At 66.6% G+C, this 20,881-nt stretch carries 16 protein-coding genes; 4 read left to right on the top strand and 12 right to left on the bottom strand.

Annotated features, from left to right (window positions below; genetic code table 11):
- Positions 1-3 precede the first annotated feature (3 nt).
- The 3 genes from secB to ACEYYA_RS05705 all read left to right on the top strand — a co-directional run bounded on the left by secB (position 4) and on the right by ACEYYA_RS05705 (position 7,028).
- Positions 4-528, top strand: coding sequence for a protein-export chaperone SecB (secB, locus tag ACEYYA_RS05715; RefSeq protein ID WP_374798501.1), 525 nt, complete (start codon positions 4-6; stop codon positions 526-528).
- A 144-nt stretch (positions 529-672) separates the two neighbouring features.
- Positions 673-2,508, top strand: a complete 1,836-nt coding sequence (locus tag ACEYYA_RS05710; protein WP_374798499.1) for an autotransporter assembly complex protein TamA — start codon at positions 673-675, stop codon at positions 2,506-2,508.
- Positions 2,508-7,028 (top strand): translocation/assembly module TamB domain-containing protein, encoded by a 4,521-nt coding sequence (locus ACEYYA_RS05705; RefSeq protein WP_374798497.1) that lies wholly within the window; start codon positions 2,508-2,510, stop codon positions 7,026-7,028. The genes ACEYYA_RS05710 and ACEYYA_RS05705 overlap by 1 nt, the downstream gene beginning before the upstream one ends.
- Before the next feature lie 102 nt (positions 7,029-7,130).
- Here the strand turns inward: ACEYYA_RS05705 and ACEYYA_RS05700 are convergent, their stop codons facing one another.
- Genes ACEYYA_RS05700 through ACEYYA_RS05690 form a run of 3 tightly spaced genes read right to left on the bottom strand, consistent with a single transcriptional unit; the run spans position 7,131 to position 9,736 of the window.
- Positions 7,131-8,912 carry a sensor histidine kinase gene (locus ACEYYA_RS05700; protein ID WP_374798495.1) on the bottom strand — a complete coding sequence of 594 codons (1,782 nt, stop codon included), beginning with the start codon at positions 8,910-8,912 and terminating at the stop codon, positions 7,131-7,133.
- Between the two features lie 10 nt (positions 8,913-8,922).
- Complete coding sequence (locus ACEYYA_RS05695; protein WP_374798493.1) at positions 8,923-9,477, bottom strand: RNA polymerase sigma factor; 555 nt, start codon at positions 9,475-9,477, stop codon at positions 8,923-8,925.
- 4 nt (positions 9,478-9,481) lie between these two features.
- Positions 9,482-9,736, bottom strand: coding sequence for a NepR family anti-sigma factor (locus ACEYYA_RS05690; RefSeq protein ID WP_374798491.1), 255 nt, complete (start codon positions 9,734-9,736; stop codon positions 9,482-9,484).
- Between ACEYYA_RS05690 and ACEYYA_RS05685 the strand changes: the two genes are divergently transcribed.
- The gene (locus ACEYYA_RS05685) at positions 9,735-10,553 is read left to right on the top strand and encodes a response regulator (protein WP_374798489.1); all 819 of its coding nucleotides are present in this window, start codon (positions 9,735-9,737) and stop codon (positions 10,551-10,553) included. The two genes, ACEYYA_RS05690 and ACEYYA_RS05685, sit on opposite strands and share 2 nt — an antisense overlap.
- Here the strand turns inward: ACEYYA_RS05685 and ACEYYA_RS05680 are convergent.
- From ACEYYA_RS05680 to glpD, 9 genes are all read right to left on the bottom strand, one after another.
- On the bottom strand, positions 10,550-11,671 hold the full coding sequence (locus ACEYYA_RS05680; RefSeq protein ID WP_374798487.1) for an iron-containing alcohol dehydrogenase: 1,122 nt from the start codon (positions 11,669-11,671) through the stop codon (positions 10,550-10,552). The genes ACEYYA_RS05685 and ACEYYA_RS05680 overlap by 4 nt on opposite strands.
- A complete protein-coding gene (gene glpK, locus ACEYYA_RS05675; protein WP_374798485.1) occupies positions 11,668-13,149 on the bottom strand; it encodes a glycerol kinase GlpK in 1,482 nt (493 codons plus the stop codon). The genes ACEYYA_RS05680 and glpK overlap by 4 nt, the downstream gene beginning before the upstream one ends.
- A 124-nt stretch (positions 13,150-13,273) precedes the next feature.
- Positions 13,274-14,989: an ABC transporter substrate-binding protein gene (locus ACEYYA_RS05670; protein ID WP_374798483.1), complete on the bottom strand. Its 1,716-nt coding sequence runs from the start codon at positions 14,987-14,989 to the stop codon at positions 13,274-13,276.
- 36 nt (positions 14,990-15,025) lie between these two features.
- On the bottom strand, positions 15,026-15,289 hold the full coding sequence (locus ACEYYA_RS05665; protein ID WP_374798636.1) for a DUF2160 domain-containing protein: 264 nt from the start codon (positions 15,287-15,289) through the stop codon (positions 15,026-15,028).
- A gap of 134 nt (positions 15,290-15,423) precedes the next feature.
- Entirely contained in the window at positions 15,424-16,227 is an 804-nt protein-coding gene (locus ACEYYA_RS05660) for a carbohydrate ABC transporter permease (protein ID WP_374798481.1), read from the bottom strand.
- Positions 16,224-17,102, bottom strand: coding sequence for a carbohydrate ABC transporter permease (locus ACEYYA_RS05655; protein WP_374798478.1), 879 nt, complete (start codon positions 17,100-17,102; stop codon positions 16,224-16,226). The genes ACEYYA_RS05660 and ACEYYA_RS05655 overlap by 4 nt, the downstream gene beginning before the upstream one ends.
- On the bottom strand, positions 17,102-18,175 hold the full coding sequence (locus ACEYYA_RS05650) for an ABC transporter ATP-binding protein (protein ID WP_374798476.1): 1,074 nt from the start codon (positions 18,173-18,175) through the stop codon (positions 17,102-17,104). The genes ACEYYA_RS05655 and ACEYYA_RS05650 overlap by 1 nt, the downstream gene beginning before the upstream one ends.
- Positions 18,175-19,281, bottom strand: a complete 1,107-nt coding sequence (locus tag ACEYYA_RS05645; RefSeq protein WP_374798474.1) for an ABC transporter ATP-binding protein — start codon at positions 19,279-19,281, stop codon at positions 18,175-18,177. The genes ACEYYA_RS05650 and ACEYYA_RS05645 overlap by 1 nt, the downstream gene beginning before the upstream one ends.
- Entirely contained in the window at positions 19,278-20,822 is a 1,545-nt protein-coding gene (gene glpD / locus ACEYYA_RS05640; protein WP_374798472.1) for a glycerol-3-phosphate dehydrogenase, read from the bottom strand. The genes ACEYYA_RS05645 and glpD overlap by 4 nt, the downstream gene beginning before the upstream one ends.
- Positions 20,823-20,881 lie beyond the last annotated feature (59 nt).

Here is a 20,881-nt window from a genome sequence, read left to right as displayed (position 1 = left end):
ACCATGTCCGACGAAACCACCGCCGCCGATCAGGATGGCGCCGCAGCCGCCGCGCCCCAGGTCCGCTTTCAGATCCTGGCGCAGTTCATCCGCGATCTGTCGTTTGAAAACATCGTGGCGCAAAAGGGCCTGCAAGGCGGCGAAGTGACGCCCGAGTTCCAGGTTCAGATCAGCCTGGACGCCCGCAAGCGCGGCACCGACAACCAGTATGAGATCGTCAGCAAATACCGGGTCAGCGGCACCAACACCGCCACCCAGCAGCCGATGTTCCTGGTCGAACTGGATTACGGCGGCATCTTCCACATCGAGGGCATCCCCGAGGACCAGATGCACCCGTTCCTGCTGATCGAATGCCCGCGCATGATGTTCCCCTATGTACGCCGCATCGTGGCCGATGTGACCGCCGATGGCGGCTTTCCGCCCTTCAACATGGAGCCGGTGGACTTCGTGCAGCTGTATCGTCAGCAACTGGCGCGCAATGCCGAACTGGCGGCCGCCGCCAAGCCTGAAGGCCAGCCGCTGTCCTGACCTGCGGGCGGTCGGCATAAACCGGCCATCCGACAGGAAAATCCCACCAGCCGCGCCCCGTCGGGCGCGGCTTTTGCTTTTCTTCCCGGCCCAATGCTGCAACAAACGGGGCATCGGATCAGGCGACGGAACAAAGGGGCGACCATGCAACAGGTCGGGCGGGGTTTTCGCATGAATGGCACGGCTCTGTGGCGCGCGCTTGCCCTGGGAACGGCGCTGACCGCAGCCGGCATCGCCGGTCCGATGGCACTGGCGCAGGACGTGCAGATCCTGCCGACCGGCAATGCCGATCTGGATGAACGGATGGCCAATGCATCCCTCCTGATCGGCGCGGTGCGCGAGGATCGGACCACCGCCCAGGATCTGCTGGCCGCCGCCCAAGCCGATTACGCCCGCCTGCTGGCTGTGCTGTATGAGGCCGGTCACTACGGTCCGGTCATCAACATCCTGGTCGACGGGCGCGAAGCGGCGACGATCCCGCCGCTGGATGCGCCCCGCAGCCTGCGCCAGGTGCAGGTGCGCGTCGATCCCGGCCCGCTGTTTCATTTCTCGCGCGCGCAGGTCGCACCGGTGGCGCCGGGCACCGAATTGCCGGACGGCTTTGCCAGGGGCGAACCCGCCCTGTCGGGGCTGGTGGGCGAGGCCGCGCGCGCCGGCGTGCAGGGCTGGCGCAAGGCCGGCCACGCCAAGGCCGATGTCACCCGCCAGGACATCACCGCCCAGCACCCCACCGCCACCCTGTCGGCGGTGCTGGACGTCGCGCCCGGCCCGGTGGTGCGCTTCGGCAAGCTGATCCTTCGCGGCTATGACCGCATGAACCCGCGCCGCCTGGCCAAGATCGCGGGCCTTCCCGAAGGTGAGGTTTTCACCCCCGAGGCGCTGGAAACCGTGCGCAAGCGCCTGACCCGCACCGGCGTGTTCAGCGGCTTCACCCTGGACGAGGCCGAACGCCTTGGCCCCGGCAACACCATGGATGTCGCGCTGACGGTGATCGAACACAAGCCCCGCCGCCTGGGCTTTGGCGCCGAAATCAGCACGGATGAGGGCGGGATGCTGTCGGCCTATTGGCTGCATCGCAACCTGCTGGGTGGGGCCGAACGGTTCCGCATCGACGCCAAGGTCAGCGGCCTCGGCACGCCCTCGGGGGCGGATTACAAGCTGGACCTGCGCATCGACCGCCCTGCCACGCTGACCGCCGACACCACCGCCTATCTTGAGGCCGGGGTGGCGCGGCTGACCGACCCCGATATCACGACCGACAGCGCCCAGATCGGGCTGGGTTTCAGCCATATCTTCAGCGACACGCTGACCGGCACCGCGGGCTTCAGCCTGCGGCACTGGCGCGGCACCGACCCGGTGGGCAGCTTCAGCTATACCCTTCTGGCGGCGCCGATCACGCTGACCTGGGATCGCCGCGACGACAAGACCAATGCCAAGAAGGGCTTTTATCTGGGTGGCGAGCTGACCCCCTGGTATGGGCTGAAGGACACCGGTTCGGGCGCGCGGCTGCGCATGGATGGCCGCGCCTATCGCAGCTTTGGCAGCGATGACCACGTGACCCTTGCCGGGCGGGTGCAACTGGGCACGATCATCGGCGCGGATGCCGCCGATACGCCCTATGAATATCTGTTCTGGTCGGGCGGTGGCGGTCTGGTGCGCGGTCAGGAATACAAATCGCTGGGCAATACCGCACTGACCGGCAGCAGCTATAACGACGGCACGCTTAGCCTGGCGGCGCTGTCGGCCGAAGTGCGGGTGGATGTGACCGAAAAGATCGGCGCGGTGGCCTTTGTCGATGCCGGCATGGTGACGGCGGACAACCTGTGGCAGGGCGACAATGCCTGGCACGCCGGTGCGGGCCTGGGGGTGCGCTATCGCACGCCGATCGGGCCGATCCGGCTGGATGTCGCGGCGCCGGTCGGGGGCTATGACTCGGGCAAGGGCGTTCAGGCCTATATCGGTATCGGGCAGGCCTTCTGATGATGATCGCGCGCCTGTCCCTGATCGCGATGCTGGCCGTCGCCAGCCTGATCCCCGCCCGCCCCGCCCTGGCGCAAGACGCCACGGACGCCGCCGAACTGTCGCAACAGGTCGATGACGACCGCGGCTTCATCACCCGCTTTCTTGAAAACAACCTGTCATCGGCCGGTCGCGCGGTGCGCATTACCGGGTTTCAGGGCGCGCTGTCATCGCGCGCCACATTCGACGAACTGACCGTCGCCGATGATCAGGGCGTCTGGCTGACCATCCGCGACGGCGCGATCCAGTGGAACCGCTCGGCGCTGCTGCGCCGCCGGATCGAGATCGGCGAAATGACCGCCGGCACCATCCTGATCCCGCGCCGCCCTGTGACCGAAGACACCGACGGCCCCACGCTTGAGGTGGGTGAGTTCCGCCTGCCCGAACTGCCGGTCGCCGTGCAGATCGACCAGATCGCCGCCGAACGGGTCGAGATCGGCGAGGCGGTGTTCGGCGCGGCGGCGGCCGTCGCGCTGAAGGGCACCATGTCGCTGGAAGGCGGCGAGGGGACGGTGGACATTTCCGCCAACCGTCTGGACGCGGCGCGCGGCACCCTGTCGCTGGTGGGCAGCTATGCCAATGCCACGCGCAACCTGAACATCAGCATGTTGCTGGACGAGGCCGCCGATGGCATCGCCGCCGGTCTGCTGGATCTGCCTGGCCGACCCGAGCTGGTGCTGGCGGTGAACGGCACCGGCCCGATCGACGATTTCAACGCCCAGATCCAACTGGCCACCGATGGTCAGGACCGGATGACCGGCACTGTCACCACCGCCCGCGCCACCGGCCCCGCGCCGACCGACACCAGCCCGGGCCGCCGCTTTACCGCGCGTCTGGATGGCGACATCTCGCCCCTTGTGTCGGATGACAGCCGCGCCTTTTTCGGCCAGCAATCGCAACTGATGGCGAATGGCTGGCTGGGCGATGACGGGGCCATCGACGTGCCGGTGCTGATGATCCGCACCGGTCAGGCGAACCTGTCCGGCGCGCTGAACATCCCCGCCAACGGGATGCCGCAAACCATCGCGCTGATGCTGAATGTCGCCCCCGGCGCCCGCCCCGAGGATCGCACCCGCCTGCCCTTTGGCGACATCGAACTGCGGTCGGGACAATTGCAGTTCAGCTATGACCGCGCCGAGGGCGAGGGCTGGGTGCTGGACGGGCGGCTGGCCGATCTGCGCAGCGGCGATGTGTCGATGCGCAGCCTGCGTCTGGCGGGCGACGGCGTGCTGCGGGCGGGCGCGGATGGCGACATGACGGCGCTGGACGGCGTGATCGACTTTGCCGCCGCCGGCATCGCCTCGACCAACGAGGCCCTGGCGCAGGCGGTCGGCGGCTTTCTGGCCGGTCGCACCGGCCTGACCTGGACCGAAGGCGGCGCGCTTAGCCTGTCCGACATCAGCGTGACCGGCGATGGCTATGCCGCCGAGGGCACGATCGACCTGGACAGCCCCGGCGAGGGGGTGATCGCCCGCACCGCGCTGAATGCCCGCTATGACGATTTCGGGCGGCTGTCTGGCCTTGCCGGGCGCAGCCTTGGCGGGCAGGCGGCGGTCAGCGTGAACGGCGCCTATACCGTGCTGACCGGCGCCTTTGACGGCCGCGCCACGGTGACCGGCACCGATGTCACGGTCGATCACGAGCAGCTGGACAAGCTGCTGACCGGGGACTCCTCGATCTCGGTCGATGCGCGGCGCGATGCGGATGGCATCCTTTTGCGCGGGCTGACCATCGACGCCGACCAACTGGTCGCTGATGCCAAGGGCAAGATCGGCAGCGGCACCACCGATCTGACCGCCAATCTGGCGCTGAAAGATCTGGTGCAGCTTGACCCCGACTGGGGCGGCGCCCTGACCGCCGAGGCCAGCCTGACCGAAACGGTCACCTCGGGGCATAACGTCCGGCGGCTGTCGCTGAACGGGGTCAGCGACAATCTGCGCATCGGCATTGCCGAGATCGACAGCGCCCTGCGCGGGACCACCAATCTGGTGCTGCTGGGTCAGGAATCCGGCGGCGTGTTCACCATCGACACCTTCCGCGCCGCCAACCCGCAACTGACCGCCGAGGCCAAGGGCACGGTCGGCGGCGGGGCCTCGGATGCCACCGCCAGCGTGGCGATCCCCGATCTGGCGGCGCTTGGCCGGGGCTGGGGCGGGTCACTGAATGCCGATGCGGCCCTGGTGGAAAAGGATGGCGTGCAGCGGTTGACGGCGACCGGCAGCGGCCAGGATATCCGGCTGGGCCAGCAGGATGTGGACGGCGCGCTGACCGGGCTGACGCGCCTTGATCTGGCCGCCACGCGGCAGGGCGACGCCTATGCCATCGAGCGCTTCGATCTGACCAACGACCAGATGCAGGCCACCGCGCAGGGCACCATCGGCGACGGGCGCACCGATGCGACGGCGCGGCTGAACATCGCCAATCTGGCGGCCTTCGGGCGCGGCTGGCGCGGCGCGGTGCAGGCCGATGCCAGCTTTGCCGATGCCGGCGACGGCGCGCGGCGGCTGTCGCTGACCGGCACGGGCCAGGATCTGTCGCTGGGTCAGGCGAATGTCGATGGCGCGCTGACGGGTCGCACCGATTTCACCGTGCAGGCGGTGGAACGCGACGGGACGTTCACCATCGATCAGGCGCGGATCGACAACCGCAACCTTCAGGCCAGTGCCACCGGCACGGTCGGCGCAGGACAGAACGATCTGGCCGTCACCGCCAATGTTGCCGATCTGTCGGCGCTTGGGCTTGGTGTGCGCGGCGGCGTGCAGGCCAACGGCACGGTGCAGGGCAGCACCAATGCGCTGCGCTTTGCCGCGCAGGGTCAGGCGCGCAATCTGGCCATCGGGCAACCGCAGGCCGACGCGGTGCTGGCCGGGGCCACCAGCTTTGATCTGGCCGGGCGGCGCGACGACGGGTTGCTGCGTCTGGACCGGCTGCGGGTGCAGAACCCGCAACTGACGGTCACCGGCGACGGCATTGTCGACGGCGGCGCGCGCCGCTTCAATCTGGATGCGCGGCTGGCCGATCTGGGCCTTGTCGCCGCCGATTTCCCCGGCCCCGCCACCGTGGCCGGGACCATCGCGGAAAGCGGACGCGGCTATGACCTGAACCTGCGCGCCACCGCGCCGGGCAATACCAGCGCCACGATCACCGGCCCCGTCGCCGCCGATGCCTCGACCGCCGATCTGCGGATCAACGGCAGCACCAATGCCGCGCTGATTTCCAGCATGATGCAGGGCCGCGCGATCGAGGGGCCGGTGGCCTTTGACCTGCGTCTGAACGGGCGGCCCGCGCTGGAAAGCCTGTCGGGACAGGTGCGCGCCGATGCGCTGCGGGTGGCCGACCCGCGGCTTGGCATCTCGCTGCCCAGGGTGTCGGTGACGGCCGATCTGGGCGGCGGTCGGGTGATGGTCGCGGGCAGCGCCGATGTCGGCGCGGGCGGCCAGATCGTCGTTGCCGGTCCGGTCAATCTGACCGGCGATCAGGCCGCCGATCTGACCATCGCGCTGAACGGCGTCGTGCTGCGCGACCCGAACCTGTATCAGACCACCGCCAATGGCCAGTTGCGGCTGACCGGGCCGCTGGCAGGGGGCGCGGCGCTGCGCGGCACCGTCGGGCTGACCGATACCGAGATCCGCATCCCCTCGACCGGCCTTGGCAGTTCGGAACTGCTGGAGGGCGTGCGCCATGTCGGCGACCGCCCGCCGGTGCGCATCACCCGTCAGCGTGCGCTGACCGATGGCGGCACCACAACCGGCGCGGCAGGCCGCGACGGCGCGCCGCCCGCACGGCCGATCACGCTGGATGTGCTGATCGAAGCACCGAACCAGGTGTTCGTGCGCGGCCGGGGGCTTGATGCGGAACTGGGCGGGCAGATCCGCATCGCCGGCACCACCGACCGCATTCAGCCGATGGGCGAGATGAACCTGATCCGGGGGCGGCTGGACATTCTGGGCAAACGCTTTGTGCTGTCCGAGGGCCGCATCAACCTTGAGGGCGGGATGATCCCGACCATCCGCTTTGTCGCCACGACCCAGAACGATTCCGTCACCAGCAACGTCATCATTGATGGCCCCGCAGATCAGCCGCAGATCAGCTTCACCTCGGACCCCGAAATGGCCGAGGAGGAGGTGATCGCCCAACTGCTGTTCAGCCGCAACCTGTCCAACATCTCGGCTTTTCAGGCGGCGCAACTGGCATCCGCCATCGCCACCCTGGCCGGTCGCGGCGGCGAGGGGATCGTGGGCAATCTGCGCAACAGCTTCGGCCTTGATGACCTGGACGTGTCCACCAGCGACAGCGGCGAGGTGACAGTGCGCGCCGGGCGCTATCTGACCGAGAACGTCTATACCGATGTCGAGGTCGACAGCGCCGGTGACACCAAGCTGAACCTGAACCTGGACATCCGCCCCGGCCTGAAGGCGCGCGGGTCGGTGGCCAGCGATGGCGGATCGTCGCTGGGGCTGTTCTACGAACGCGATTACTAAGGCGGGGGGTAGACCGCGCAAGGTCGCGGGCTGCAAGCCCTCCGCCCCGATGGCACCGGCGATGACAGCCGCCGCCGCGCCGCGGTTGGGGCCGCCCTGACCCTAGCGCCGCCCGCGATGGGCCGAGGTCAGCACCGCCGCGCGGTCATCCTCGGGGCGCAGTTCAACCCGGCTGTCGATGTCAAAGCGCAGCACCAGCCGCCAGATGCTGCCGTCCTCGCTGGGGCCGGTCACGGCCTCGCTATCCAGTTGCATGGCGAAAGCCTCGATCAACTGGCTGCCCAAGCCGGTGCTGTCGGGGTCATGCACCCCCTCCACGCCGATCGAGTTTTCCACCACCAGCTCACCCTGCCCCGGTTCGGGTTGCGACAGCCGCACCCGCACAAAGGGCGCCAGGCCGATGCCCGGCGGGGCGGCGTATTTCACGGCATTGGTAAGGGCCTCGGTCGCCAGCAGCGACAGCGGCACCGCCTGATCGGGGATCAGCGGCATCGGCACCAGGTCGGTGCTGATATGCAGCTTCGACCCCGGCGCGACGGTGGCATTGGCCATGCCGTTCAGGATGTCGGCCATCAACTGATCGGCCTGCACGGCCACCAGATGTTCGGCCTGATACAGGTTGCGATAGATCGCGGCCAGGCTTGCCACACGATCCTGGATCGACCGCAGCACCTGCTTGGCGCCCGGATCGTCCAGCAAGCGCCCCTGCATCGAGATGATCGAGGCGATCAGTTGCAGGTTGTTCTTGACCCGGTGGTGGACCTCTTTCAGCAGCACGGTCTTTTCGCCCAGACTGCGTTCCAGTGCCTCCTCGTCGCGGATCAGGATGCGGGCGAGGTTGTGAAAGGTCTGGCTGACGTCCTGGATCTCGGCCGGGGCGGCGGTCAGCACCTCGGGCGGGGCCTCACGGTTGCCCAGGGCAAAGCGGCGCATCTGGCCGCGCAGGGTGCGGATGTGGCGCACGACCAGCCGGAACACCGCGAAATAGGCCACTGTCAGCGATACGATCCACATCACCAGCGGGAACAGAATGGCGCTTGCGGCTGTCAGCCAGCCGCCCGTCGCCGCCGCCGAGGGCGCCCAGGTGCCGATCGTATAGGCCAGATTGGGAATACTGGGCACGATGGTGAATATCCGCGTCTCGCCGTTGCGGGCGGTGGCGCGGATGACCTGGCGTTCCTGGCCCGACAGCGACCATTGCGACAGATCGCGCGGCAACAGTTGCGCGGCCTCGTCACCCGGCAGATCGGCAGCCAGGATCTGCCCGGCCCCGTTGACGGTGATCGCCTGCGCCCCGACCATTTCAGGCCAGTGGGTTTCAGGGCGGAAACTGTCGCGCGCCACCGACAGCGCGACATAGCCCAACAGGGTATCGCCATCGCGCAACGGCCAGGTCAGCGCCACCACCTTGCGGCCGGTGACCGTGCCGCGTTCCAGCGCGACAAAGCGCATCCGGGGGCTTTCGATAAAGCTCTGATAGGCGTCGCTGCCCAGCATCCGGTAATCCGGGACAGGGATCGAGGCGCAGGGAACGCTGCCATCCAACTGCACGAAACCGGCAAAGGTGAACAACGCGTTCGCCTCGATCAAGCTGGCCAGCGTGCTGGAACACTCAGCCATGTCATTGCGGTTTTGCAGCACGATGGCGCCGATGGCGGCCGCCGTGCCGATGCTGCCCTGCATGATCGACCGTTCGGCGGCGGCGACGGTTTCGGTGCGACCCAACAGGGATTGTTCCATCCCGACGGCGGCCTGTCGCGTCAGGTTCAGCGTCTGGACGATCGAGATCAGCCCAAGCGGCAATAGCGCCACCGACAGCAGCGCCACCAGCCGAAAGGCAAGGCCATCCAGAAAGGCCAATCGTCTGCGCAGGGCGGCACCCATCGCCGCCCCCCTAGCCTGCGGCGGCCTGGGTCATGGCCGCCAACGTCGCCTGATCTGTCATGTCGAAATCTTCGCCCTCGGCCAGATGCAGCAGCTCTGCCAGACGGCGCCGCCCGCGATTGGCGCGGCTTTTCACCGTGCCGATAGCAACGCCGGTCATCTCGGCGGCTTCCTCATAGGAGAAGCCCGAGGCCCCGACCAGGATCAGCGCCTCGCGCTGTTCATCGGCCAGTTGCTCGAACGCAGCACGGAAATCGCGCAGCGCCAGACGCCCGTCGTGATCGGGGCGGGTGGCCAGCTTGGCGGCATGGATGCCGTCGCTGTCGGACACCTCACGCCGGGCCTTGCGGCGGCCCGAATAAAAGGTGTTGCGCAGAATGGTGAACAGCCAGGCCCGCAGATTGGTGCCGGCCTCGAACTTGTCGATATTGGACCATGCCTTGACGATCGTATCCTGCACCAGGTCGTCGGCAGAACTGCCCTCGCGCGTCAGCGACAAGGCAAACGCCCGCAACGCGCCAAGATGGTCGACCAGCTCGTCGCGGGGGTCGGTTTGGCGGGGCATCGCCTTACTCCTGGCCAGAGGGCTGTTCGCGCAGCTGTTGCAAAAGCGCCAGGAACTTGTCCGGCACGGCCTGTTCCACGTCCTGTTCATAGACGCGGCGCAGGTTCTCGTCGATCTGGCGGGTCACGGCGGCCCGCTTGCGTTCCTCACGCTTGTTGTTCATGTCTATACGGCCCGATTGGTCTGTCGCCTCGGGAACCAACTGACACCAGCCGCGTTCGGTTCCGCAATCAACGCGATAATTTTCCGGGGACGCCATGTCAAACCTCAATCCTGCCGACCTTGCCGCTGCCATCGGGCGCGAACTGCCGTTCCTGCGCCGTTATGCGCGGGCACTGACCGGCAGCCAGGGCGCAGGCGATAACTATGCCGCCGCCACGCTTGAGGCGATCCTGACCGACCGCAGCGGCTTTACCAGCGAGGCCGAGGTCCGCACCGGCCTGTTCCGCACCTTTCACGCGATCTGGCAAAGCTCGGGAATGCCGGTGGCCGAAGGCGAATCCGACAGTCGCGCTGCCCGCGCCCAAGCCCATCTGCGTAGCCTCACCGCCAACACCCGCGAGGCGCTGCTGCTGAAAACGGTCGAGGGCTTCCGCCCCGACCAGATCGCCACGATCATGGACGTGCCGGTGTCCGAGGTCGACAGCCTGCTGAAGATCGCGGTTGACGAAATGTCGCGCAGCATCAGCGGCAAGGTGATGATCATCGAGGACGAAACCATCATCGCCATGGACCTGAAAGGCATCGTGCAGTCGATGGGCCATCACGTCACCGGCGTCGCGCGCACCCATGGTGCCGCGATCACGCTGGCCGATAAAGAGCGCCCCGACCTGATCTTGGCCGACATCCAGCTGGCCGATGGCAGCTCGGGGATCGAGGCCGTGGCCGAGGTCACCGCCAGCATGGGCGACATCCCGGTGATCTTCATCACCGCCTTCCCCGAACGGCTGCTGACCGGCGAGGGGCAGGAACCCGCTTTCCTGATCTCGAAACCCTATGGCGAGGAACAGGTCCGCTCGGCCGTCAGCCAGGCGATGTTCTTTGCCACGACCGAAGGCATGGTCTCGCAAGGCTAACCCGCCGCGACCATCGCCGCGATCAATGGCCCGGTCCCCAAGGGGGCCGGGTTTCCTTTCATGGATGATGAGGCAAGCGCGGTCTCCGCCACCGCCGCATGATCGGCGGGGTCCAGCCCCTGCGCGCGCAGGCCCGGCAGACCTGCGCCGCGCACCCAATCCGCCAAGGCCTCGAAGGCCTGATCAGGGTGGGCGTCAAAGACCGGGGCGATCAGGCCGCGCAAGTCGACGATGCGCGGATCATCGGGCAGCGCCGAGGCATTCACCTGCAACACCGGTGCCAGCAGCGCGCCGCAGATCGCGCCATGCGCCGCACCCGTCAGCCCGCCAATCACCCCCGCCAGCCCATGCACGGCGCCCAGGCCCGCATTGGCCAAAGCGATGCCGCCGGTCAGGCTGGTCAGCGCCAGATCGTCGCGCAGGCCGGGATGTTCGATCGCCCGCAGCCCGGTCAGCGCCGCCAGCCCGCGCGCGATGGCCGGGCGGCACAAGGCATCCGTCACCGGATTGGCGCGGGCGCTGATGAACGGCTCGATCACCTGCGTGACCGCATCCAGCCCCGAGGTCAGAGTCACCGGCCAGGGGCAACCATCGGTCAGCGCCGAATCGACAATCGCCAGCCGCGCCAACATCCGGTCATCGCGCAGGCTGACCTTGCGGCCATGGTCCGGCACGCCGATCACCGCGTTCTTCGTCGCCTCGGCACCCGTTCCGGCGGTCGTCGGCAGCGCGATGAACGGCAGCGGCGCGGCGGTCAGCGGCAGGCCGCGCCCGACCACCTCAAGGTGGTCCATCGGCACGCCCGGCTGCGGGATCAGCCCGGCCAGGGCCTTGCCCAGATCCAGCGCCGCCCCACCGCCGATGGCCGCGACCCAATCCGGGCGGGCGGCGCGGGCCGTGGCCAAAGCGGCCTCAAGCATCGGCAGGTCGGGTTCGCGCGGGCAGGCAATGGTCAGCGGCTGGCCCAGTGCAGCGATCAGGGCATTGGCGCGCGAAGGGCTGGCGCCATGCACGATGATGCCGCGTGGACCAAAGGCGCGGATCAGATCGGCGGCCTGCGCCGCCTGACCGCGGCCAAACAGGATGCGGGTAGGCAGGGCCAGCGAAAACGGCGTCATGCGGCAGCCATCACCGCCCGCACCGCGCGGTGCCAGGCGGCCAGTCGGCGCTCGCGGGTGGGGGCATCCAGGGCCGGTTCAAAGCGCCGGTCCAGACGCCAGCCCTCGGCAAAGCCCGCCGCATCGGGGTAGATCCCGGCGCGCATCCCGGCCAGCCAGGCCGCGCCCAGGGCCGTCGTCTCGACCCCCACGGGGCGGTCAACCGGCGCACCCAGAATGTCGGACAGGAACTGCATGGCCCAGTCCGACGCGCTCATCCCACCATCGACGCGCAGCACGGTATCGCGCCCGCCCGCCCAGTCATCGCGCATCGCTGCCCACAGATCATGGGTCTGGAAACCCACGCTTTCCAACGCCGCCCGCGCCAGTTCGTCAGGGCCAGAGTTCCGCGTCAGCCCGAACACCGCGCCCCTGCAATCGGGCCGCCAATAGGGCGCACCAAGCCCGGTGAAAGCCGGCACCAGGATCAGTTCCTGCGCAGCATCGGCGGCATCGGCCATGGCCGCCGTCTCGGGCGCGGAACGAATGATCTTCAGGCCGTCGCGCAGCCATTGCACCACCGCCCCGGCAATGAAGATCGAGCCCTCAAGCGCATAGGTCGGCTTGCCATCCAGCTGATAGGCGATGGTCGTCAGCAGCCGATTGCGGCTGGCCACACGCTGATCGCCGGTGTTCAGCAGCGCGAAACAGCCGGTCCCGTAGGTCGCCTTCATCATGCCGGGCGCGAAACAGGCCTGACCGATGGTCGCGGCCTGCTGATCGCCCGCCACGCCCAGGATCGGCACCTCGCGCCCGAACAGATCGGCCCGCGTCATGCCAAAGTCAGCGGCGCAATCGCGCACCTCGGGCAGGATCGTCATCGGCACATCCAGCGCCGAGCACAGGTCGGCATCCCAACAGCCGCGCCCGATGTCATACAGCATCGTGCGCGCCGCATTGGTGGCATCGGTCACATGCGACCGCCCGCCGGTCAGCCGCCAGATCAGGAAACTGTCGACCGTGCCGAAGGCCAGCTTGCCCGCCTTGGCACGGTCGCGCGCGCCCGGCACATGATCCAGCAGCCATTTGATCTTGGTGCCGGAGAAATACGGGTCCAGCAGCAGCCCGGTCTTGGCCGTTACCATCGGCTCAAGCCCCTGATCGCGCAGCGCCGCGCAGATGTCGGCGGTGCGGCGGTCCTGCCAGACAATCGCGCGGTGGATCGGCTGGCCGGTCTCGCGGTCCCAGATCAGCGTGGTTTCGCGCTGATTGGTGATGCCGATGGCGGTGATCGCCGGATTGCCCGCCTTCTCGATCGCCGCCCGCGCGCTGCCCGCTACCGTGGTCCAGATGTCATCGGCGTCATGTTCCACCCAACCCGGCTGCGGATAGTGCTGGGTGAACTCGGATTGCGCCGTGGCGACAGGGGCCATGTCCGGCCCGAACACGATGGCCCGCGAGGAGGTGGTGCCCTGGTCGATGGCAAGAATATGGGTCATGTCACGCCGCCTTGCTGATTTCCTCTTTGCAAAAATACTCACGCGACGGGGCAAGATGGCGACTGCGGATGAGTATTTGGACTAAGGGGAAGGGGGCAGGCGCGCGCCCGCCCCCGACTGTGGTTTACTGCCAGCTTTTCACCAGCTCGTCATAGCTGACGGTCTGGGGCTGTTCCTTTTCGTTCTCGACCGGCAGTTGCGGGGCCAGATTGCCGGCCTTGACCGCCTCGGCGTTCCAATAGGCGAGGTCATGCTCCTCGTTCAGCTTGGGGCCGATGTCGCCCATGATCCCGGCGCGTTCCAGACGTTCCAGCACCTTTTCCTGCTCGGCGCAAAGGCTGTCCATCGCCTCTTGCGCAGTTTTCGCGCCCGACGCGGCATCACCGACCGCCTGCCACCACAGTTGCGCCAGCTTCGGATAGTCCGGCACATTGGTGCCGGTCGGCGTCCACTGCACGCGGGCGGGGCTGCGGTAGAACTCGATCAGGCCGCCCAGCTTGGGCGCGCGGTCGGTGAAGGACTGGTGTTGCAGGCTCGATTCCCGGATGAAGGTCAGGCCGACATGCGATTTCTTCACATCGACCGTCTTTGAGGTCACGAACTGCGCATAAAGCCAGGCGGCCTTGGCGCGATCATCGGGCGTCGATTTCAGCAGCGTCCACGCCCCTGCATCCTGATAGCCCAGCTTCATGCCGTCCTTCCAATAGACGCCATGGGGCGAAGGGGCCATGCGCCATTTCGGCGTGCCATCGTCGTTCATCACCGGCAGGCCCTCTTTCACCATGTCGGCGGTGAAGGCGGTATACCAGAAGATCTGCTGGGCGACCTCGCCTTGGGCGGGCACCGGGCCGGATTCGCCAAAGGTCATGCCTTGCGCTGCGGGCGGGGCATAGGCCTTCAGCCAGTCCAGATATTTCTGGATCGCATAGACCGCCGCCGGGCCGTTGGTATCGCCGCCGCGCGCCACGCAGGAACCCGTGGGCTGCGAGTTCTCATTCACCCGGATGCCCCATTCATCGACCGGCTTGCCGTTCGGAATGCCCTTGTCGCCGTTCCCGGCCATCGACAGCCAGGCATCGGTGAAGCGCCAACCAAGCGAGGGGTCTTTCTTGCCATAATCCATATGGCCATAGACCTTCTTGCCGTCGATCTCGCGGCCGGTGAAGAACTCGGCGATGTCCTCATAGGCGGACCAGTTCACTGGCACGCCCAGATCATAGCCATATTTCGCCTTGAAATCGGCCTTGTTCTTTTCGTCGTTGAACCAGTCATAGCGGAACCAGTAAAGGTTCGCGAATTGCTGATCGGGCAGCTGATACAGGTTGCCGTCCGGCGCCGTGGTGAAGGACTTGCCGATGAAATCGTCGATGTCCAGGTTCGGGTTGGTCACATCCTTGCCCGCGCCCGCCATCCACTCGGTCAGGTTGCGCGCCTGCTGATAGCGCCAGTGGGTGCCGATCAGATCGCTGTCGTTGATATAGGCGTCATAGATGTTCTCGCCCGACTGCATCTGGGTTTGCAGCTTTTCGACGACATCGCCCTCACCGATCAGGTCATGGGTCACCTTGATGCCGGTGATCTTGGTGAAGGCATCGGCCAGCACCTTGGATTCATATTCATGGGTGGTGATCGTTTCCGACACCACCTTGATTTCCATGCCCTTCATCGGCGCGGCGGCGTCGATGAACCATTGCATTTCGGCTTCTTGCCCGGCGCGATCCAGCGACGACAGGTCGCCGATTTCGCTGTCCAGAAAGGCCTTGGCCTCCTCGATCCCGGCGAAGGCCGGGCCGGCCACCATCAGCGCAAGCGCCATGGCCGTGGTCATACGCAGTCTCATGATTTCCTCCCCTGAGTTGCGTTCGTCATTTTCCTGTCAGACCCAGCGGAACACCGCCGCGGCATAGACAAGGCAGGCAACCAGCGCGCCCCACAGCGGTGCGCCGATGATGGCAAGCCAGGCCAGGCAGATGAAGGCCGAGCCAAGAAGCGAGATGAACAGCCGGTCGCCGCGCGTCGTCTCGATCCGCAGGATGCCGATGCGCGGTGTTTCCGGGCGGCGCAGGGCCAGCCACAGGACCAGGATCAGCAGCCCGGCGATGATCGTGTAGAAAAGCGCGGTCGGAAAGGTCCAGGCCATCCAGTGCCCGGGGGCGAGGCCCGCGAACCAGTCGCGCGCGCCGTCCTTGGCGGGCACGCGGGCGACCAGCCAGGCGATGAAGCCCAGCCAGGCCAGGGCGATCAGGCCAAAGGCGATGTTCAGGCGGCGGGTCATCACACCCTCCCCAGGGCGAAGCCCTTGGCGATGTAGTTGCGCACGAACCAGATGACCAATGCACCCGGAATGATGGTCAGCACCCCGGCGGCGGCCAGTACGCCCCAATCCATGCCGGATGCGCTGACCGTGCGGGTCATCGTGGCGGCGATCGGCTTGGCGTTGACCGATGTCAGGGTGCGCGACAGCAGCAGTTCGACCCACGAGAACATGAAGCAGAAAAACGCCGCGACCCCGATGCCCGATGCGATCAGCGGCATGAAGATCTTGATGAAGAAGCGCGGAAAGGAATAGCCGTCGATATAGGCGGTTTCGTCGATTTCCTTTGGCACGCCGCGCATGAAGCCCTCCAGGATCCAGACCGCCAGCGGCACGTTGAACAGGCAATGCGCCAAAGCGACCGCGATATGGGTGTCGAACAGGCCGACAGCCGAATAAAGCTGAAAGAACGGCAGCGCGAACACGGCGGGCGGCGCCATGCGGTTGGTCAGCAGCCAGAAGAACAGGTGCTTGTCGCCCAGGAACCGATAGCGACTGAACGCATAGGCGGCAGGCAGCGCGACGGCGATGCTGATGACGGTGTTCATCAGCACATAGGTCAGGCTGTTGACGTAGCCCATATACCAGGCCGGATCGGTCAGGATCGTGCGGTAATTGGCTAGCGTGAAATCGGCCGGGAACAGGGTGAAGGTGCTGGTGATCTCGGTGTTGGTCTTGAAGCTCATGTTGACCAGCCAATAGATCGGGATCAGCAGGAACAGCAGATACAGGGTGATGACGATGGGCGAACCGCGCAGCTTCATTGCCCTGCCCCTTGTTTATCCAGGTTGGTCATGACCGTGTAAAAGACCCAGCTGACCAGCAGGATCACCAGGAAATAGATGATGCTGAAGGCCGCCGCCGGGCCAAGGTCGAACTGGCCAACCGCCATCTTCACCAGGTCGATCGACAGGAAGGTGGTAGCATTGCCGGGGCCACCGCCGGTGACAACGAAGGGCTCGGTATAGATCATGAAGCTGTCCATGAACCGCAAGAGCACCGCGATCAGCAGCACCCCCTGCATCTTGGGCAGCTCGATATAACGGAACACCGCCCAGCGGGACGCCTGGTCGATCTTCGCCGCCTGATAATAGGCCTGCGGGATGGATTGCAGCCCGGCATAGCACAGCAGCGCGACAAGGCTTGTCCAGTGCCACACGTCCATGACGATCACCGTCACCCAGGCATCGACGGCATTGGCGGTATAGTTGTAGTCCACCCCCATCGCCGCCAGCACCCGCCCCAACAGGCCAATGTCGACGCGCCCGAAGATCTGCCAGATCGTGCCGACCACGTTGAACGGGATCAGCAGGGGCAGCGCCATCAGCACCAGTACGAGGCTGGCCCAGAAGCCCTTTTTCGGCATGTTCAGCGCGATATAGATGCCCAAGGGGATCTCGATCGCCAGGATGATGGCGGAAAACAGGATCTGGCGGCCGAGGGCGGCGCGGATGCGGTCGCTGTCCAACACCTCCTGGAACCATTCAAGCCCGGCCCAGAAGAACTGGTTGTTGCCGAAGGTGTCCTGCACGGAATAGTTCACCACCGTCATCAGCGGGATCACCGCCGAAAAGGCGACCAGCACCAGAACCGGCACGACCAGCCACCAGGCGCGATTGTTCCAGACGCGATTGTCCATCAGCGCACCCCCTGCACGCGCCAGTCGTCGGCATAGACGTTGATCTTTTGCGGCGCCAAGGCGATGCGCGTCATGTCGGGCGTGACCTGCGCGGCCTCGGGAAGGGTGACGTTGACCGCGGTGCCCGCCACTCGGCCCCGGACGATGCGGTGGCGGCCCACGTCCTCGATCCGGTCGATCTGGATCGGCAGCCCGGCCTCGTCGGTCAGGCTGGTGTAATCGGGGCGGATGCCGATCTGCACGCGGCCCGCCGGGCGGCCATAATCGGCGTCAAGCGTGATGTCGTGGCCCGCCACACGCGCGCGGCGGCCCTCCACCTCCGCCTCCAGCAGGTTCATGCCGGGGCTGCCAATGAAATAGCCGACAAAGGTGTGGGCCGGGGTCTCGAACAGTTCCTCGGGGGTGCCCATCTGCACGACGCGGCCTTCGTGCATGACCACCACCTTGTCGGCAAAGGTCAGCGCCTCGGTCTGGTCATGGGTGACATAGATCATCGTATGGCCGAAATCGCGGTGAAGCTGTTTCAACTGGGTGCGCAGTTCCCATTTCATCTGCGGGTCGATGACGGTCAGCGGCTCATCGAACAGGATGGCGTTCACGTCCTGCCGCACCATACCGCGGCCCAGGCTGATCTTTTGCTTGGCGTCCGCGGTCAGCCCCTGCGCGCGGCGATCCAGCATCGCCTCCATCCCGATCATGCGGGCGATCTGATCGACCCGCGCCTTGATCCCGGCGGCATCCATGCCCCGGTTCTTCAGCGGAAACGCCAGGTTATCGCGCACCGTCATCGTGTCATAGACGACCGGAAACTGGAAAACCTGCGCGATGTTGCGTTCGGTGGTCGGCGCATGGGTCACGTCGGTATCGCCAAACAGCACCCGCCCCTGGCTTGGCGTCAGAAGGCCCGAGATGATGTTCAGCAGCGTCGTCTTGCCACAGCCCGAGGCCCCCAGCAGCGCATAGGCCCCGCCGTCCTGCCAGACATGGTTCAGTTCCTTCAGCGCGAAATCGGCATCGCGCGTGGGGTGTTGCAGATAGGAATGGGCCAGATTGTCCAGCGTGATCCGCGCCATCAGGCAGCCCTCGCGTCAGCGGCGGGAACGGCCAGGCGGCCGCCCTCATCGAACAGATAGATTTGCGACGGGTCCAGCCAGACCCGCAGCGCGCTGCCCGGCGCGATGTCATGCACGCCATGCACCAGCCCGACCCAGCGGCTGTGATCGCGATCCAGATGAAGGAAGGTCTCGGACCCGGTGATCTCGGTCACCGCCAGACGCACGTCGAAACCCACCGCATCGCCGCCATGCTGATGCAGCGACAGGTGATGGGCGCGGAAACCCGCGCGATAGCGGCCATCGGCCAGCCCCGCAAAGCTGCCATCCGCCGGGGCATTCACATCGCCGCCAAAGTTCAGCCGGTGGTCGATCTTGACCACATCGACAAAGTTCATCGGCGGGTCCGAAAACACCCGCGCGGTGATCGCGTCGGCGGGCTGGCGATAGACCTGTGCGGTGGGGCCGAACTGGGTCACGCGGCCCTCCCACAGGGTTGCGGTGTTGCCGCCCAGCAGCAGCGCCTCCTCGGGTTCGGTTGTGGCGTAGACAAAGATCGCGCCCGACTCGGCAAAGATGCGGGGGATCTCGGCGCGCAATTCCTCGCGCAGTTTGTAGTCGAGATTCGCCAGCGGCTCATCCAGCAGCACCAGCCCGGCGCCCTTGACCAAGGCCCGCGCCAAAGCGGTGCGCTGTTGCTGGCCGCCCGACAGTTCCAGCGGCTTGCGCTGCAACATCGGCGTCAGGCGCATCATCTCGGCACTGGCGCGGACCCGGCGGTCAAGTTCGGCCCCGCCAACCCCCATCAGCCGCAAGGGCGAGGCGATGTTGTCGTAAACGCTCATCGCCGGGTAATTGATGAATTGCTGATAGACCATGGCCACGCCGCGATCCTGCACCCGCTGGCCGGTCACATCGGCACCGTTCCAGATGACGCGCCCGGTGGTCGGCAGATCCAGCCCCGCCATCAGCCGCATCAACGTGGTCTTGCCCGAAAGCGTCGGCCCCAGCAGCACGTTCATGGAACCGGGCCGCAGGTGCAGGTCGATCGGGTGGATATGGGTCTGATGGCCCACCACCTTGGAGACGCCCCGAAGTTCCAGCCCCTGTGCCCCGGTCGTCGTCATTGCGCGCCCATTCTGTTGGTGATCCATGCCTCGATCCGGGCCACTTGTTCGGCATCCAGCCGCAGGCCCAGCTTGCTGCGCCGCCACAGCACGTCATCGGCGCTGCGCGCCCATTCGTGATCCACCAGCCAAGCCAGTTCCGCCTGACACAGGCCGCCGCCGAAATCGGCGCCCCGGCCTGCGGCCAGCATCGGGCGGGCCTCGGTGCCATAGGCGCGGATCAGGCGCAGGGCCTCGGCTGCCGAAAGGTCGGGGTGATCGGCGCGCAGGGCGGAGACCAGCATATCGACGCCATCCACCGGGAAATCCCCCCCGGGCAGCGCGACACCCGCCGTCCAGGCCGCGCCCGCCTGCGGAAAAAACGGCGCCAGCTTGGCCATCGCGCTTTCCGCCAGGCGGCGATAGGTGGTGATCTTGCCGCCAAAGACATTCAGCAGAGGCGGGCCGTCGGCATCGACCGACAGCACATAATCGCGCGTCGCCGCCGTGGCCGAACTGGCCCCGTCATCATAGAGCGGCCGCACCCCGGAATAGGTCCAGACGACATCTTCTGGCGTCACCGGGCGGGCGAAGTACTGGCTGGCGAAGCGGCACAGGTAGTCCACCTCGGCCGGGGTGCATTCGGCCTGCCCCGGATCGCCGGGGTGATCCTGATCGGTGGTGCCGATCAGGGTGAAATCCTGCTCATAGGGGATGGCAAAGATGATGCGCCCGTCCGGCCCCTGAAAGAAATAACAGCGGTCGTGATTGAACAGCCGCCGGGTGACGATATGGCTGCCGCGCACCAGCCGGATCGATTCACGGCTGCGGACATGGGCGACGTCGCGCACGATGCCCGCGACCCACGGCCCCCCGGCATTCACCAGTGCGCGGGCGTGGTGAACGCGGGTGCCATCGGGGCCCTCCACCGTCACCGCCCACAGATCGCCGTCGCGCCGCGCCTCGGTCACGCGGGCACGGGTCAAGATCGTCGCCCCGCGCGCCTGCGCGTCACGGGCGTTCAGCACCACCAGCCGGGCATCCTGCACCCAGCAATCGGAATATTCATAGGCCAGCCGCGCGCCGGGCTTCAGCGGGCGACCTGCCGGATCGGTGGTCAGGTCCAGCTTGCGCGTGCCGGGCAGGATCTTGCGCCCGCCCAGATGGTCATACAGGAACAGCCCCAGTCGGATCAGCCAGGCCGGACGCCGCCCGCGCAGCCAGGGCATCACCCAGCCCAGCAGGCGCGAGGTCGGCGTCTCGGCGTCGAACCGCATGTCGGGCAGGATCGGCAGCACAAAGCGCATCGGCCAACTGATATGGGGCATGGCGCGCAGCAGAACCTCGCGCTCCTCCAGCGCCTCGCGGACCAGGCGGAACTCGAAATATTCCAGATAGCGCAGCCCGCCATGGAACAGCTTGGTCGAGGCCGATGACGTGGCCTGCGCCAGATCGCCCATCTCGGCCAGCGTCACCGAAACGCCCCGCCCCGCCGCGTCACGGGCGATGCCGCAGCCGTTGATGCCGCCGCCAATGATGAACAGATCGACCGTTTCGCCCAAGGCTTCCCCCCGCTGACGTCTAAACGAACACGAAAGATGCGCGCTTTGTCAAAAACTAT

Origin of the sequence: Paracoccus zhouxuedongae, from assembly GCF_041927815.1 — a bacterium.
Classification (GTDB): Bacteria; Pseudomonadota; Alphaproteobacteria; order Rhodobacterales; family Rhodobacteraceae; genus Paracoccus.
Note: the sequence above shows the minus strand (reverse complement) of the source record. Positions and strands in the feature narration are given on the sequence as shown.